The organism is Bacillus proteolyticus (assembly GCF_001884065.1).
GTDB lineage: Bacteria > Bacillota > Bacilli > Bacillales > Bacillaceae_G > Bacillus_A > Bacillus_A proteolyticus.
Genome location: NZ_MACH01000116.1, coordinates 31,399 through 48,984 on the forward strand (window position 1 = coordinate 31,399; position 17,586 = coordinate 48,984).

The window sequence follows — 17,586 nt, forward strand, 5'->3', positions numbered from 1 at the left end:
ATTACTTTAATCTTTTCCGTATCAAAACTTGAATACAATCAAAATATTAATTTATTCTTTTTTTATGAACTTTGCTGAGCAGTTCGTCTAACCCACTCCGAAACTAAACTCTCAAATAATTCAGGCTGTTCAATTTGCAAATTATGTCCCGCCATATCTAATACCGCTAATGTCGCTCTTGGATAATCTTCAATGATTCCTACAATATCTTGATAACCTACCGATATATCTTGTCTTCCGGCCAATAAAAGAACTGGCTTCTCATATTTTCTACAATGAAAATTCATAGTAAGAGAGTAATTCTTTTGCAACCTTTCAATAAATTCATAATTAGCAACATCTAACCCTGGCTTAATTTCTTCTTTAAATCGCGTATATGTATATTCATTTGCTACCACCGCTAACTCACTAAATTCTTCTCTTTCGGTAGAAGTTAGCGTATTTAAAAACTCCTCATCTCGTACAAATACCTGTTTATCTGGTAATCGTCTTTCTTTTTGCTGTGCTACGACAACAGGACATACTAATAATAATCCATTCACTCTCTCAAACACCTTTGAAAGTATCCCTCTAGCTAAATATCCGCCGAAAGACTCTCCTACCAGTAAAAAATCTTTCTTTTGAATGATTTCTTCAATAAATGTAGTTAACACTTCTAATATATGATCTGAACTATTTATCCAATCTGGAGCGTTCGACTTTCCCATACCAGGTAAATCAATATATATTCGTTGATAACCTTCATATTTCTGAAATACCGATTCCATACATTTCATCATTAACCTATGGTCAGGAGCACAGCCATGTATGATAAGTACTGGCTTTCCTTCTCCAATGATTTCATAATATAATTCTGCATCCCTAATCCGGCATATCATAAAAAAACCTCCCTATTTTTATATTCACCTTTAAAAACAATCCTCTCAAACTCAAAAGAATACACGTTCTCATTTTATATCTTTTCAGAAGTTAATTTCAAATCTTAATTTTCAGATTACAAAAACAAAAAATCTTCCCTATGAGTGTATCTCCTCCAAGGAAGCTTTTTTATATTTTCTTATACTCTATCAAAATTCGAAACTTCTCTAGCCTCATTCTTCTATTTGCATCAATACAATTCTCCAACCATCTGGGTCCTCTATAGTAATCCCCTTTTCTTTCCAATATGGATTTTCCGGTTCTACTTCATCGTATCCCATTGCATGCAGCCTTTTACTCACTTTTTCTATTTCTTTATATTCTCTTATATAAAACACAAGTAAATTATCCTTTGTTGGGGCTGGACATGGGCTTCCATCTATATGTCTTGTAAATTCTAAATGATATTCTTCATCCGGTAGACCAAACATGACTCCATCATAGCCATCATGATCATAAAACTCACCTATACGTTTTAAGCCTAATCCTTCTTCATAAAACGCTATAACCTCTTCAAACTTATCCGTTGGACGTGCTATTCTAAACTTCACCCATTTCATCATGATTTTCCCTCCATCTTAAAAATTAATTACTGTATTACATATTATTGTATATAATTAACACGTTTCTTTAATCCCTCATTAGTATGAGAATAGCTAAATACAAAGGTCTTAATTAATACTCTATAATAGCGAAAAACTCCCCTCATCTAGAGAGAAGTTCCCATCACTTTATATGCAATTTTACATCTCCTCTTGCAAATCACTAAAAAACCTTTAAAATCTAAAGGATGACTAAATATACAAATTCTATCTGCATTCCTTATAATCTAAAAATTATTGAACTCAATACTTTTTCAATTTTAAGAAATATTACATTCTTCATTTTTTCTTATAGGCATGCTTTTTATAAAGAAATCTGATACAATCTTTTAGTAATATTATTATGTATAGATATTACGAATATAGTGCATACTTTAAGAAGGTGATTTTATTGAAATTAAATAAAAATTTACAACTATGTATATTAATTACAACACTAATATGCTATTCAATCTATTTTATGTTTTTCTTTCTGTTCCCTACTCATTTTTCAAATTTCAATGTACGCTTCGCTTCACTCATCGTTGAAGCCATTACATTTGTATCACTAATATACTCTATATATTCTAAAAGAGTTAGTTCAAATCCTTTTTGGATATGTATTACAATTGCAATTGGTAGTTTTTTATTAGGAAAAATAGTATATACGTATCAAGAGAATTTTTTCGAATTTCCAATACATCGTTTTACTGTTTCTGATGTATTTTACATGTTTTTTCTATTCTTCTGCCTTATCGCTTTCTGCTATAAAATCTTAAAAGAGTGCAATAAATGGGAAAAAGCGTTCTTTATTTGTGATATATGTATAGTACTTACTTCCATATTCACATTAGAATGGTATTTATTTAATCAGCCAAATTTAAATATATTTTCCCTTTCACTGGGAGATATTTTTCTTTCCTTTCTTTATCCAATTGCAGACCTATTATTTCTTCTACTAGGTGTTAGTCTCTTTTTCCGTCCAACTGTTTTTAATTCCAAACGGAAAATTTATATTTTTATTTTTGTATTAATAAGCTCTGCAACTTTTAACTATATTTATTTTTACTTACATAACCATTTATCAACTGACACGATAACATTATTACGTCTTTTATATAGAATACCTATATTACTTATCGCAATAGCTGGGGCTATTTCCGAAGATTATAATAGTCATAAAAATTATTTCATTGTAAACCATATACTAGGAAAAAAAGTATTAGTTGTATTTCCATATCTTGCTGTTGCAATACTAATCGGGTTTACATTAAAAGAACAAACAGCACCTTCAACTCTCATTACAGGAAATTGTATTACTTTTATTTTCGTACTCATTCGTCATTCTATTGTACGTACGCAAAACAATTCCCTAACAAAACGTCTACAAGCATTTAATGCTCAACTAGAAGAAAAAGTTACTTTAAGAACCTCTGATTTAGTCCAAAAATCAGAGGCTTTATCTCAAAAACAACAAAAATTGAAATCTTTATATGAGTATCATCCTGATCCTATTTTTACGATTGATTTAAATGGAACATTCTTAAATGTAAATAAAGCAGGAAGCGTATTACTCGGAGCACCAACGAACGAGTTACTCGGTGAAACATGTTTTTCGATTATTTTAGATGAAGATAAACATAAACTAGCATCTGCATTAGAAAAAGTTAAACAACAAGAATCAGCATCCTTACAACTTAGTTCTCAATATAAAGATGGCTTTACTTATTTTTTATACGTTACCATCGTTCCTATTATGATAGATGGACAAATTTCAGGAAGCTATATTATGGTAAAGGATATTACCGCACAAAAAAAACAACAAGAAGAAATAAAATATTTAGCATTCCATGATACGATAACGAAAATTGGGAATCGAGCTTATTTTCATAAAAAATTAAAGAAGGCTATAAAAAGAGCACAAGCAACCAATAGTGAATTTGCATTATTGTATTTAGATTTAGACCGATTCAAAGTTATTAATGATACACTTGGACACTCAACAGGCGATTACATATTAGGAGAAGTAGCAAAACGTTTCCAATCATGTCTTCCATCACATACTCATCTGTCAAGAATCGGTGGCGATGAATTTACAATTTTAATCGAAAACTATACGGACCATGATTCCTTATTCAAGTTATGTAACCAATTATTTGAAAACATGAAAAAACCGTTTCTCATACATGAGCATAAATTAACTTTATCACTGAGTATCGGCATCGCTATTTATCCACATTCTGGAATCGATACCGCTACACTTCTGAAAAACGCTAATGTTGCAATGTATGATGCAAAGGCAAAAGAGCTTAACTCTGTCTCTATTTATGACGATGTAATCGCTAAAAAAATCGAAAGACGATTACGATTAGAAAAAGATTTACCAAACGCAATACAAAATGAAGAATTGTTCCTTTTGTATCAACCTCAAGTTGATAGTGAATCTAATAAAATTATAGGTGCAGAAGCTTTAATTAGGTGGAATCATCCTGAATTAGGTGTTATTTCTCCATACGAGTTTATTCCAATTGCCGAAGAAACACTGCAAATTATTCCAATTGGACAATGGACATTACAGCAAGCCTGTCAGCAAATGAAGCACTGGCATGCATCTGGCTATCCTCATTTAAAAATAGGGGTAAATTTATCTGCTAAAGAATTTGAACAAGAAGACTTTGTAAAATCTATTTCTTCTACTTTAGCAAATACAGGCTTACAAGCAAGTTCCCTTGATCTAGAATTAACAGAACGAATTGCAATGATGGATGAGAGAGAAACATTGATAAAACTGCGTACACTAAAAAGTTTAGGGGTTCACATTTCAATCGACGACTTTGGTACAGGCTATTCTTCATTATCATATTTACCTTTATATCCAATCGATACGTTAAAAATTCCGAGAGAATTTATTACAATGTCTGAAACGTGTGAAGATGGAATGGAAATCATTAAAACGATCATCACATTAGCAAATACATTAGGAATGTCTGTCATTGCTGAAGGTGTAGAAACGAAAGAACACGTAAATTTCCTTCAAAAAAATAAATGTCAGTTTATTCAAGGTTATTATTTCAGTAAGCCTATTCATGCCGATTCATTTTCTATTCTGCTGAAAAAGGGAATTCACACATAATAACTTTACATTATAGTTTCTAATACAAAAAAGGAAAGAAGAGTCAGCCTCATCTTTCCTTTTTTCTATACTTTTTAACTTTTCATTTCCCTCGCATATCATTTATTTAAGCAATTATTAATACATTTATGATAACAGACTTGAATAGGAGGGAATGAAATGTACCAAGATAACCAAAATAATAAACTTTACAAAAACATCCCTCTGTCCCTCTTCTCTATAAAAACAGAACTAAAACAAAAATGTATTAACGCAAATAGCTCCCCTTATACTCTTTCTAAAGAGGAAAAAATATTAATCTCTACAATTAAAGAACGAACTAAATTATTAAATCAAAACAACGTTACAAGAACACGTGCTTACTATCAATTTTACAAAAGATATCCTGAAATACATTGGGCACTGCTTGGACATATGGTATCGCGTAACGGCGGTTGGAACATGACAGATTTAAAAGGTGACTTATATACGAAGTTATTATCTGAGAAAGATCAATTTACTTTCTTTTCTTTTTTAGAGCGAGGAAATTGGCTTATTTTTCAAGATGTGTATCCACAATTTTTATTATATGAGCAAAGTTTAAAAATATCCCGAAACCTCTTTCACCTTCTACCGTCCCTTAATGTTTCAACATTTATGGAAACGATGTGGAACTTTTTTTGGAAAACTGGAAACAAAAAAATATTAGCAATTGCGACGATTATTAATGAACAAAACTACTTAGAAAAAAGAGTGATTCAAAATACACACTTCAAAAAAACAGTACTAAATAGTATTGGTTTCAAACTTTTTGATTTTTTTCAATTTAATCATATCCTTTTTCCCTTCTATGAAGAAAGTTCCAAACAGAAAGCAATATTAATTGGTGATACAATGACACATTTTACTTCCTTACACGAACGACTTTTGCTCGGAAAAAGATTATATGCATTATTATTTCATGATGAACATGCGTTAGCTCGTATACTACAATGGGTTGATACTCATCCACACACTGGCTCACGAAAAGATTATTGGCCACATTTATTTTCAAGTGTAAATGAATCTTTCTCAAGAGAGTTTTATAAACGAAGAATAAAGAAATGCCAATTAAAAAATGATTCCTACCGTATATATAGCCCTGCACTTATGTACGCATGGAAAAATATAAAACATGAAGAAACAGTACATGAAGATTGGTTTAACGACTGGCAAGTCATACATTATTTAACTGATAAGGAGGAAAGCATACATGGACAAATTACAGAAGAATACTGTAAAACACTCGAAAAAATTGAACTCGCAATTCTTGCAAAAAAAAATATTCTCCTTCGAGAAGAAGAATGATTATCTAGCATTGGTAGTTACAATCTTTCTCTCTTCTATTATTGGAACTTGCTTAGATGCTTTCTTTATTCATAAACAAATATATTCCTTTCCAGCTAGGCCCTTTTCCTCCACATTTTCGGTTAATATAGCTTTTACATTGTTCGTACTGCCAATTTTAACAGCTACCTTTATGCACATTTCAAAAAAATTATCTAAAGTCTCTAGAATTCTATTTATTATTTCAATAGGTATTTGCGCTAGTATTTTTGAACAAATCGCGGAAGGTTTAGGTTTATTTGTACATAGTGCAGATTGGAACCATATATATTCTTTATTTGGTTATATGATTTTCTTTTCTTTTATTTGGAAAGTGTATAATTTAATACAAAAATAAAGAGACCATTATAGGTCTCTTCTTAAGCATAATCTTCAGTTATGGCTAATGGTGCAAGAGTTTGAAGACTTTTAGAGCGCAAACGATAGGCAACGACTTTCTTTTTATATTGCTTTATTACATCAACATGTTCCTCATAGCTATATAGAGAAAATCTAATATTTTTATTCCCTTTCTTCGTATCAATGACTATTGGTGTTCCTTCACCGTGCGGCGGAAAATAATGTTTATCCAAAAATAAGGCCTCATTAAATTCGTTAATAACTTGTAGTTTCATTTCTCCCTCTATATTTTTTCCATCTATCGATATAGAGGTATTCTCCTCCTCAAGTTTTTGATGTAATTCAAATCTACTAATAATAGATTCTACAACAGAAGTTGGCATACTAGAAACTAGTACTTTAAGAGAACCAAAAATAAATAATGTAACTATAAACCATGTTGTCACTTTTATCATCTCCATTACATTTTAAAATATAAATTTCGTTCCATACGGTATGAATATACTAATGAGTATTCCTGTTACAATCATCGTTACCGAACCGATAGTCGCTTCTTTCTCGCCTTCCTTCACTAGACGACTCACACCGATAATATGTGAGGCGCAGCCCATTCCAACGCCTTTTCCAATCGTACTTGTTATACGAAAAAACTTAAGTACTGTTGGTCCGATAATAGCACCTGTTATTCCTGCAACAACTACAAAGCTAGAAGTCATAGATGGAATACCACCAATTTGATCCGCTAATGAAATGGCAATTGGCATTGTCGCTAATTGCGGGAGCGTTGTTAGTATAAGTTCCTTATCTATATTTAAAATTCTACCAAGTGCTACATTCATAATCGTTAAAGCTACTATACCTATCAATACGCCAATTAGTATCGATAAAAAGTTTTTTATCAGTATCTTGCGCTCTTTAAATAGAGGTATAGCTAACGCTACAATTGCAGGGCTCAAGAAGCCTGAAAGAATGTCTCCTCCATTTTCCTTATACTCATGATGAGAGATTCCGAAAATAAGGAATAAACAAATCATAATTGTTGTAACTGTTAATACCGGTAACGTAAATGGAAACGTATATTTTTTATACAGCTTTGTCGCGAATAAATATATTACTACAGTAATAATAATAAAGACCATTTGAATAGCGCACCTTGTCGATTTTATTTTTTTGATGTTACTAACAATTGACTTACATACCCTGAAACAATCAATGTTACTATCGTACTTGCAACAACTAAAAGAAATATAATACTCCCCTTACTAAAAAGAAAAGACCCATATTCCATTAACCCAGTTGTCGAAGGAATTAGAAATAATGGTAAAAATATTATTAACTTTTCTGCACCTACCTCAAACCATTTTAACGGTAAAATACGAGTGGAGAGGAGCAAGAACAGCATTAACATCCCAATTAAACTTCCTGGCATCGATAGATGGAATACTCCCTGAATCCACGTTCCAGCTAAGCTAAATACATATAGCACGCCTACTTGAAGTAAAAGCGTCACGTACTTCATTTTTTTCCCTCATTTCAATATCGAGCATCACTATTACGAAATCTCATTTAACGTTTCTGCAAACCTCATAATTCCCAGTTGAATTTGTTCTACGTCTACTCTCCCAAAAGTAAAACGAATATATTCACTTTTAGAACCTAAAACACTTCCCGGAACGAATGCTACACCATTTCGTATCGATTCACCTAACAAATGATATTCATCAAACGTTCCTTGCACTTTGCACCATAAATGTATTCCGCCCTCCGGAACGAAAAATTCAACTCGGTCCCCTAATAATTCTTCAAGCTTTTTAATTAACTCATCTCTTCTTTGTTTCAATTGTCCACGAAGCATTGTAATATGCGCATGAAAATCTTCTGATTCTAAAAATTGATTTGCTACCCACTGTGTAAATACACTATGACCAAAATCAACTTGTTGCTTCGCATCTGCTAAACGTTCTATTACGCGTGTAGGACCAATTACCCAACCAATACGTAATCCTGATGCAACAATTTTTGATAATGAACTTACATAAAGAACATTCCCATTTTGATCCATTGATTTTAATGTGGGATTCACTTCTCCATTAAAAGAAGTTAAGCTATATGGATCATCTTCAACAATCGGTATACCGTATTCAGAAGACAGTTCTAGAATTTTTTTACGTCTCGCTACTGAAAGCACAGTACCAGTTGGATTTTGATAATCTGGATTCAGAAAGACCATACGAATACGATGCTTTTTGTGCAAATCAATTAAATCATCTGGATTCATTCCGTGCTGATCAACAGGTAAATGGAATATTTTTAAACCAGCGGATTTAAACATCGGAAGTGAGAAACAATACGACGGATCCTCAATTGCAATCGCATCACCAGGTTTTAATAAACATTGAACGATAAGATTCAGCGCCTGTTGTGCTCCAGATGTAATAAGTATAGAACTTGAATCTGCTTCAATTTGTTTATATTGCTGAACATGTGCTGCAATTGTTTTTCTCAACATTTCATTTCCAAGTGGATGGTCATAACCAAGGTTTTCCATAAATGTTTTCTCCGACAAAATCGTTCGGAATCTATCACTTGGAATTAATTCCGGTGACAATTCACCACTCGCTAAATTAATTAAGTCATCTTTTTGTGTTTCCGTTCGAATTTGTTGAACAAGTGGTACATTAGGTAAGAACGATCCATCCTCAACGTACCTACCCCAGTTCGGTATTCGTTTATGTGACACACCCCATATATCTGTATTTACCCGTGTTCCGCTTCCTTTTTGCCGTTCTACTACTCCAAGTGATTTTAATTCTTCATATGCAGCTACTATTGTGCTCCGGTTCACTTGTAATTCCTTTGCTAACATACGCTCAGAAGGTAACTTACTATCAGAAGGAAATTCACCTGAAGAAATACCTCTTTCAATATAATCAGCAATTTGTTTATATACAGGTGTCTTATCTGCACGATTTGGTTTCCATTCCATATAGTTGCCTCCTCTCAAAACTAACTATACCTTACTCATTAATAACAGTATTCACTGTAACAATAGTATTAATTAAGCGCATGATATAAAAATGTTTCTACTGTTATATTAAAGCTAGTCGGCTGTTCTAAATAAGGCAAGTGCCCGCTATTTTTAAACTCAATGAAAGTTGTATTTTTTAAATACTTTTCAAACACTCTTACATATTTTTCTGGGACAAAATCATCATTTCTCCCTCTTATAATTAAAGCAGGACATGAAATATTTGAAAGAAACAGTCTTTGATCATAATCAACTAATTCAGCAAATAACCTTTGAATATGCACCGTGTTAATAGACTGTAAAGATTGATAAAATCCTCGAACGATTCCTTCATTACCTTCTACTCCCATCGCCTTCAATAATGTATCCGCCCATGTTTTTCCGTTATCATGTAAGCTAAGTAAATCATATACTTCAAGTCGTTTTTTCTTATCTATTGGTTCCAAATAGGGAAATGCATTTACAACAATTAAGCTAGAAACAAAACTTGGATATTGAATGGAAAAATCGATACCGACTCTAGCCCCTTTTGAAAGGCCGCAAATGACTACTTTTTGTAACTTTAAATAATTGCATAACTCATACAAAACATTTGAGTATTCTTTAAAGCTAATTTCTAGTCCTTCAGATTTCCCATGTCCAGGTAAATCAATTGAAACCACTGTCCAACTTTTCTTAAAATATTGCCTTTGATATAGCCAATTGTTTGAGTTTCCTCCAAGGCCATGTAAAAACAATATAACAGGACCAGATCCTTCTATATTGTAAAAAACCTTTCGATTATTATATTCAAAATACATATTCATCACCTTCAGCTGTCGTATCACTCATTCTTATCTTTGAATGGATATATCCAAAACGGTTCTCTTTCTAACCACTCGACTGTGCCTGAAATACCGTCTTCATACTCTCTTTCCAGCTCATCCACTTTAGTTGTAAATTGTGATGCATGTGCTCGTAATGCTTCCAATTTTTTCGGAACATATTTTTTCACTTCATTTTTAAAATCTGGAGGTCCTATTTCGTCTTCATGATTTTTCGAAAAAGCTACAGCATAAAAGGCTGGTCGTTTACTTTCTGAAATATTAGCTAAGGCCTCTACTACTGCTTCCCCTGTTGCATCGTGATCTGGATGAACTGCATACCCAGGATAGAAAGAAATAACTACAGAAGGATTCAATTCTTCAATACAGTTTTGAATCAAGCTTTTTAATTTTCCAGGCTCTTCAAATTCAAGAGTTTTATCACGATATCCCATCATACGTAAATCTTCAATCCCTAAAATATTTGTAGCTCGCTTTAACTCTTTTTCTCTAATAGTATATAAAGATTCACGAGTTGCAAAAGGTGGATTCCCTATCGCTCTCCCCATTTCACCAAGCGTTAAGCAAACGTAGGTAAGAGGGACTTTCTGCTCCGTATAAGCCAAAATTGTTCCCGCCACACAATACGACTCATCATCTGGATGCGGGAAAACAACTAAAACATGGCGCTCATTTTTCATCAATACATTAACTCCTCCATCATATACACACTCTATAAAATAACGACCGCATACCAAGTAACTCCCACAAGAAGCCCTAAAAGAAGAATGATATAGATAGCAGATAAGTTTTTTACATTCCTCTTTGTAGACTTACCGTAATTCTCTTCTACATTTCGTGCGACTAGTACGGTCCCAAATAGTGATACAACTACAATAATAACAACTAGTGAAATCGCAAAACTCATTGTCTTTCACCTCTCTAAGGCCAGTCTATTTTAAAGCATGAATAAAATACTACCTTTCTTCTCTTATCATAATAGATGTTTGTAAAAAACGGACCAACCACTTTTGTGTTTTTTTGCTCATCCACTTTAAATATAAAAAGCAACTGCTCACTTAGGACCAGTTGCTTTTTTATAAGGCTACTTATATTCATTTTCAATTAAAATTAATTCGATTTAAAAGTTTGGTCCTTTCATAATGAAACATTGATTGAGATAGCTCGAAAATTGTTCCATTTACAAGATAAACTGTATTTTCAATAAGGAGCGCTGGATCATAGTACCAATACGTTTCATATTCATTCGCATGATTTGCTGCTAGTACATTTTCTTTTTAATCATCCACACTATAAGCAGGCAAGTAAACATGCGTAAATGTTAACAGACTTATTCTTCAATAATGAATTGTGAAATTAGCATTTCTAAATTTTCGACTTTCTTTTTCATTTCATTAGATTTCGTCGTTATTTCTTGAATCAATGTGGCTTGTGCTTGAATTGATTGTACCGTTCGATTCGTTTCTTGTGCGACTTGTGTTGCAGTTTCAGAAACTATTGATAAAGAGGCATTCACTTCTTCTGTCCCAGCAGACATTTCTTCTGTGGCAGCAGACACTTCTTGAATTTGGGACGTTATTCTATTAATATCTTGCATAATAGATGAAAATGCGAGTTCTGCCTTATGTACTGCTTCTTTACCACCACTAGCCTGTTGTTGACCTTTTTTCATTACATGAACTGTATCCTGTGTATCTTGATGTATAAAGCGTAATAAATTATTTATATCATTTACAGATGTTTTAGATTTCTCCGCCAGACCTCTTACTTCAGCTGCAACTACTGCAAATCCTTTTCCATTTTCTCCGGCGCGTGCTGCCTCAATTGCTGCATTTAAGGCAAGTAAATTCGTTTGTTCCGCAATATTAGTAATAATATCTAGCGCTTCTTCAATTTGTTGTGTACGCGTAACAAGTCTATCAATGACCTTAGAAGTTTCTTCGACAACTTCATTCACACTATTCATTTGACGAATAGATTGTTTTATAACTTCACTACCAAAATTTGCTTGGTCTATTGTTGCAACAGCAACTTCAGCAACCATCGCTGAAGATTCAGCTACTGTTTGAACTCCAGTTGCAATTTCTTCCATCGAAGTTGAACTTTCTTGAATACTAGTCACTTGTCCCTCTATTTCTTTATTTACTTCAGAAGTAGTTCGAACAACCTCGTTTGATATATGTGCTGCCGTTTTTGTCTCTTGTAGCATATTTTCAGTTGAAATAATTACTTCTTTCGCTGTAACCTTTACCTGACCGATTAATTGTTGCAAGTTATCTAACATACTATTAAAGGATTGTACAATACGGCCTAATTCGTTCTCGGATTTATAAGAAGTTCGAATTGTTAAATCTCCAGCAGATACTCGTTCCATATCTTTTTGTAATAATACAATTGGTTTTTTTATAGCATTTTTTATTATAAAACCAATAAAAATGATTATTATGATTCCAACAAATGAAATAATTACAAATGTTATTATTGTATTTCTCACACTATTAATATTCTCTTTTTGTAATTGTTCAGCCGCGGTATTATTATGTAAAATAAGTTCACGAATAGACTGAATTGTTTTTCCCATATTAGGTTCAATTTCTTTTAAATAATAGCTATACGCTTCTTCATTATTAGTCAGTCCCAAGTCCTGTGCTTTCTCCATTTGCATTCTTAAATCTTTGAATTGACTTTGAAATGCATTATACAAGTTCTTTTCTTTATGAGAACTAATTCTAGCTTCAAATTGTTTTAATAACTCATCACTTTCTTTCCTAGTCTTATCTATTTCTGTTATTAGTTCTTTCATTCTGTTTTCATCTTTCGATATCATAATCTCCATAAAATTCATATTAGCATGGTAAAAATTTGATTCTACAATTCCTATCCATTGAATTGGTAATAGCCTTTCGTCATACATACTAGAAGATGTATTTTCACCTTTTTGAAGCCCTAAAAACCCCAGTGAAGATAACATGATACAAGCCAAACTCGATATAATGACTAACACATTTAATTTCGTTCCAATTTTACTATTTTTAATAAAAAACAACAAATCCACCTAATCTGTATATTATGTTTATATGTTTCATATTACAACAATAATCGACATTTATTTCGTATCAATCTTATAATTGTATTAAGTTATTATATTAACTATATAAACCTATTCAAAGAACTTTGATTCTCATAATATCAAATACTAAAAAGTCTTATGGGAATTCTACAAAACTTTTAATAGAGTTACATTGTTTCTATGAAATTATGGTGAAAATGAAAGTGACTTATTAGTACTTATAACTTCTTGATAGAGAATCGGTAACCACGTCTTCGCTAAATAAGATTTGAAATCATTAACAGACCTCTTCACTTAAAAGGTCTGTTTTTTTATATGTAAGATTTTATTAATCATATGACATAGTGATCATTTAAAACTATTTCTTCTTTCAAATAAAAACATTTGTATTTACTCCACCACTCGGAGAAATTAAAAAAGCATCAAGTTCAAAAACGCCCTCTTTATTAATAAAAGCTATTTCTTAACTTCATAAAAGTGTTATACACTAAGAAAATAAAAAACAAACTATTCGTTAGCAGGTGAAAAAATATGTATGACATTACTATTATCGGCGCTGGCGTAAGCAGTATTTTTACGGCTTATTCATTAGCTCAAAGTAACAAAAATATTTTAATTCTTGATAAAGGTAAACCGCTAGAACATCGGAATTGTCCTTTAGACCAAGGGAAAACGTGTAATTGTAATACATGTGATAAATATTTCGGGCTTGGTGGTTTAGGAAAATCTGAAGGGAAATTTAATTACACAAACGGTTTTGGAGGCGGACTTGAGCAAAAGGTAGGTAAAGAAGGCTTTATACAACTCATGGATGAAGTAGATGAAATTCTATGTCAGTTTGGCGGAAATTCAGTTTCAAAATATTCTACAGAAAATCTAAATCTCACTAAGAGAGCTGAAGCGTGTGGTTTACAAATGCTAACAACTGAAGTAAGGCATCTTGGTACTGCACTTTCAAGTAACATTTTCCAGCTGCTCTATGAATTTTTACTTACGAAAATAAATATCCAATTTCATATAGATGTACAACATATCAGTAAACAAAATGATCATTTTAAAATAGAAACAAATCAAGGAACAGTTCATTCTAAGCAACTAGTATTTGCAACAGGGCGTTCCGGGGCGGATTGGTTAAAAGAAATGTGCACTTCTCTAAATATTTCTCAAGAGCAAACTCGTGTAGATTTAGGTATTAGAGTAGAGATGAAAGAACACCAATTACGTTCTATATTAAAAGATACATTTGAGACGAAACTTTCTTATCAAGGCGAAAACTTCACAGCAACTACTTACTGTATGAATCCAAAAGGACGCATTATTCGAAAGTACGAAGACGGCTTGATTATGCCTGACGGTCAAAATTTCCGAGAGCAAGAAACTGGCACTTCTAATTTAAATTTCACTTTATTTATCCCGCGCTATTTTCTAACTCTCAAAGAAGCAAATGTATACGCAAGTTCAATTATTAAAAGCATTAACCAAGGACGAGATCGGATTGTTATACAGCGCTTAGAGGACTTAATAAAGAAACAACCTACTACGGAAAAAGATATGACACATAATCGTATACAACCTACACTACACGGAGATTATGGAGATTTGCATAAAGAAATTCCTCCATTATATATTGATGGACTCAAAGAATTTTTATTACGCTTAGAACACTTTACCCGAGAACCTATCGATCAAGATACTTTATTATATGGAATTGACGGAAAGTTCTATGCCCCTACAATAAAAACCAATAACCATTTTGAAACAAGTATAAATGGATTATTTTTAGTTGGAGATTGTTCAGGCGTCACTCATTCATTATCTCAAGCAGCTGCAAGCGGTCTGTATGTTGGAAAATATTTATCTGCCCTTTAAACTCTTTAATTAAGATGCCAGTCAAATATTTTAAGTTTCACCAACATTTTACTTATTTAGTAATAACGATAATGAAATTTTTATCTCTCTCTGATGATTAACCCAAAAAAAATCAGTATTTTATGGGATACATGAAATATATACGAAAAACTACATTCTATATAGAATGTAGTTTTCTACTAATTCATATAATCGCTTCGTTACACTCCCCTTTCATTTAAATTCTAACTACCTGAATTTCAAAAGTATCTATTCATCTTCACTTTCATTTGTTCAATATTTTGTAACATCATCATAGTGTTTAATATGTTAGGATGTCTATAAGTCACTATAACTATGACTTTTTTTGCTCCGTTTCTAAACAAGAGTTAGTTTTATGTTACTTCGCTTTAAAATTCCCCATTGTATGTATACGAATACTTCAAATTATTACCTTTAGAAAAATATAATCTAAATGGTTCACCACACTCTAATAGTTATAAAAATATAATATATAACATTAGTTAAATAAACTCTATAAAGAAGGTGTAAAAATGAAGAATAAAATAAATTTACAAATGCAAAATATAAGCTTTGTTATAATAATTGCTTTAGCAGTATGGTTAAAAACATATCTTATTACGCGATTCAGTTTTGATTTAAAAATTGAGTCTTCTACACAAGAACTTATTTTGTTTATTAGCCCTCTCGCTGCATCGTTAGCATTTGTTGGATTAGCATTATTTGCAACCGGTGAAAAGAGAAATTATATAGCGCTATGTATTAATTTCTTATTAACAATCGTACTTGTTGGGAATGTAATGTTCTATGATTTTTATAATGATTTCGTTACATTGCCAGTACTTGGACAAACATCAAACTTTGGCCAATTAGGCGGCAGTATTATAGAAATATTGAACTACAAAATTATACTCGCATTCGTAGACATTATTTTCTTCTTTATTTTATTAAAAAAGAAAGCAATAGTCTTTAAAACAGAACGTGTAACTCATTCTGCACGCTTATTATATTTTCTTTTAACGATTGGTGTATTTTTTGCGAATCTACATCTTGCAGAAAAAGAACGACCTGAATTATTAACGAGATCCTTCGACCGCGTAATGCTTGTGAAAAATTTAGGACTATACACTCATCAAGTATATGATTTAACACTACAAGTAAAAGCAGGATCCCAAAAGGCACTTGCAGATAGTAGTAAATTACAAGAAACTGAAAACTACGTAAAAGCAAACCAAAGTGAACCAAATCCTAATATGTTTGGTGTAGCGAAAGGAAAAAACGTAATTGTCGTTACTCTTGAATCCTTGCAAACCTTTTTAATAGGTGCATCCGTCAATGGTCAAGAAGTTACACCGTTCTTGAATGAATTCATAAATGAAAGCTATTACTTTGATAACTTTTTCCACCAAACTGGGCAAGGAAAAACATCAGATTCTGAATTTCTAATAGATACATCGTTGTATCCATTAAATCGAGGAGCTGTATTCTTCACGCACGGTAACAACGATTATACTGCGACTCCAGAAATTTTACGTCAGCAAGGCTATTTTACTTCTGTATTCCATGCGAATAACGCAACATTTTGGAATCGTAATATCATGTACTCTGCTCTTGGTTATGATCGTTACTATAATGAGCTTGATTACAAAATTACACCCGAAACAAATTTAAATTGGGGATTAAAAGATATCGAATACTTTGATCAATCAGTAGATATATTAAAAACTGTTGATCAACCATTTTATGCTCGTTTCCTTACTTTAACAAATCATTATCCATTTACGTATGATGAAGATACAAAATTCATTGAACCTTACAACTCTGGTAATGGCGTATTTGATCGTTACATCGTAACAGCACGTTACTTAGACGAATCAATTAAAAAATTTATTGAGCGTTTAAAAGCCGAGGGAATGTATGATGATTCTATTATTGTGTTATATGGTGATCATTATGGCATTTCTGAAAAACATAATCGCGCAATGGCACAGTTTTTAGAAAAAGATCAAATAACAGAATTTGATGCTTTAAATTTACAACGCACACCTTTATATATTCATATCCCTGGCCAAACAGAAGGTCAAACTATTTCAAAGCCTACGGGACAAATCGATATGAAACCTACTATTCTAAATTTATTAGGGATTGATACTACTAACGATATCAGTTTTGGCCATGATATGTTTTCAGATGAATATACCGGTTTTGTTGTTTTACGTGATGGTAGCTTTATTACAGACAAGTATGCATACAAAAATCACACTTTCTATGACCGCATAACAGGTGAAATTGTAGATTTACCAAAAAAAGAAGCACAAGCACTCATTAACCGTGCACAAAACGAATTACGAATGTCTGATAAAATTATTGGAGGCGATTTATTACGTTTCTCTGAAAGTAATAAAATGAAAACTGGCGAAGTACAAACTAAAATTAAAGAAACTGAAAAATAATCTATA

Annotated in this window: 15 protein-coding genes and 1 pseudogene; 5 read left to right on the plus strand and 11 right to left on the minus strand. The window is 32.2% G+C overall.

Going from position 1 to position 17,586, the window contains the following annotated elements:
- Positions 1–62: 62 nt before the first annotated feature.
- Positions 63–878: an alpha/beta fold hydrolase gene (locus BAQ49_RS19705; RefSeq protein ID WP_071746732.1), complete on the minus strand. Its 816-nt coding sequence runs from the start codon at positions 876–878 to the stop codon at positions 63–65.
- Positions 879–1,091: 213 nt separating this feature from the next.
- On the minus strand, positions 1,092–1,481 hold the full coding sequence (locus tag BAQ49_RS19710; protein WP_071746733.1) for a VOC family protein: 390 nt from the start codon (positions 1,479–1,481) through the stop codon (positions 1,092–1,094).
- A 430-nt stretch (positions 1,482–1,911) separates the two neighbouring features.
- Between BAQ49_RS19710 and BAQ49_RS19715 the strand changes: the two genes are divergently transcribed.
- The 3 genes from BAQ49_RS19715 (at position 1,912) to BAQ49_RS19725 (ending at position 6,334) form a co-directional block, all read left to right on the plus strand.
- Positions 1,912–4,632, plus strand: a complete 2,721-nt coding sequence (locus BAQ49_RS19715; protein ID WP_071746734.1) for a sensor domain-containing protein — start codon at positions 1,912–1,914, stop codon at positions 4,630–4,632.
- Positions 4,633–4,791: 159 nt separating this feature from the next.
- On the plus strand, positions 4,792–5,958 hold the full coding sequence (locus BAQ49_RS19720) for a DUF2515 domain-containing protein (RefSeq protein WP_071746735.1): 1,167 nt from the start codon (positions 4,792–4,794) through the stop codon (positions 5,956–5,958).
- Positions 5,933–6,334: a CBO0543 family protein gene (locus BAQ49_RS19725; RefSeq protein WP_071747010.1), complete on the plus strand. Its 402-nt coding sequence runs from the start codon at positions 5,933–5,935 to the stop codon at positions 6,332–6,334. The genes BAQ49_RS19720 and BAQ49_RS19725 overlap by 26 nt, the downstream gene beginning before the upstream one ends.
- A 22-nt stretch (positions 6,335–6,356) precedes the next feature.
- Here BAQ49_RS19725 and BAQ49_RS19730 read toward each other — a convergent pair whose 3' ends face one another.
- From BAQ49_RS19730 to BAQ49_RS19775, 9 genes and pseudogenes are all read right to left on the minus strand, one after another.
- Entirely contained in the window at positions 6,357–6,782 is a 426-nt protein-coding gene (locus BAQ49_RS19730; protein WP_071746736.1) for a YfmQ family protein, read from the minus strand.
- 21 nt (positions 6,783–6,803) lie between these two features.
- Positions 6,804–7,475: an LrgB family protein gene (locus tag BAQ49_RS19735; protein ID WP_071746737.1), complete on the minus strand. Its 672-nt coding sequence runs from the start codon at positions 7,473–7,475 to the stop codon at positions 6,804–6,806.
- A gap of 23 nt (positions 7,476–7,498) precedes the next feature.
- The gene (locus BAQ49_RS19740; RefSeq protein WP_071746738.1) at positions 7,499–7,855 is read right to left on the minus strand and encodes a CidA/LrgA family holin-like protein; all 357 of its coding nucleotides are present in this window, start codon (positions 7,853–7,855) and stop codon (positions 7,499–7,501) included.
- A gap of 33 nt (positions 7,856–7,888) precedes the next feature.
- On the minus strand, positions 7,889–9,322 hold the full coding sequence (gene pdxR, locus BAQ49_RS19745; protein ID WP_071746739.1) for a MocR-like pyridoxine biosynthesis transcription factor PdxR: 1,434 nt from the start codon (positions 9,320–9,322) through the stop codon (positions 7,889–7,891).
- A 68-nt stretch (positions 9,323–9,390) separates the two neighbouring features.
- Positions 9,391–10,164 carry an alpha/beta fold hydrolase gene (locus tag BAQ49_RS19750; protein ID WP_071746740.1) on the minus strand — a complete coding sequence of 258 codons (774 nt, stop codon included), beginning with the start codon at positions 10,162–10,164 and terminating at the stop codon, positions 9,391–9,393.
- A 23-nt stretch (positions 10,165–10,187) separates the two neighbouring features.
- The gene (gene bshB2 / locus BAQ49_RS19755; RefSeq protein ID WP_071746741.1) at positions 10,188–10,868 is read right to left on the minus strand and encodes a bacillithiol biosynthesis deacetylase BshB2; all 681 of its coding nucleotides are present in this window, start codon (positions 10,866–10,868) and stop codon (positions 10,188–10,190) included.
- A 32-nt stretch (positions 10,869–10,900) separates the two neighbouring features.
- The gene (locus tag BAQ49_RS19760) at positions 10,901–11,095 is read right to left on the minus strand and encodes a hypothetical protein (protein WP_002014626.1); all 195 of its coding nucleotides are present in this window, start codon (positions 11,093–11,095) and stop codon (positions 10,901–10,903) included.
- Between the two features lie 193 nt (positions 11,096–11,288).
- A pseudogene (locus tag BAQ49_RS34345) lies at positions 11,289–11,408 on the minus strand (GntR family transcriptional regulator); the annotation flags it as partial.
- Between the two features lie 110 nt (positions 11,409–11,518).
- A complete protein-coding gene (locus BAQ49_RS19775) occupies positions 11,519–13,234 on the minus strand; it encodes a methyl-accepting chemotaxis protein (RefSeq protein WP_071746743.1) in 1,716 nt (571 codons plus the stop codon).
- Positions 13,235–13,789: 555 nt separating this feature from the next.
- Between BAQ49_RS19775 and BAQ49_RS19780 the strand changes: the two genes are divergently transcribed.
- Together BAQ49_RS19780 and BAQ49_RS19790 are read left to right on the plus strand one after the other, a co-directional pair.
- Complete coding sequence (locus BAQ49_RS19780; RefSeq protein ID WP_071746744.1) at positions 13,790–15,127, plus strand: NAD(FAD)-utilizing dehydrogenase; 1,338 nt, start codon at positions 13,790–13,792, stop codon at positions 15,125–15,127.
- A 533-nt stretch (positions 15,128–15,660) separates the two neighbouring features.
- On the plus strand, positions 15,661–17,580 hold the full coding sequence (locus BAQ49_RS19790) for an LTA synthase family protein (protein WP_071746745.1): 1,920 nt from the start codon (positions 15,661–15,663) through the stop codon (positions 17,578–17,580).
- Positions 17,581–17,586: the final 6 nt, after the last annotated feature.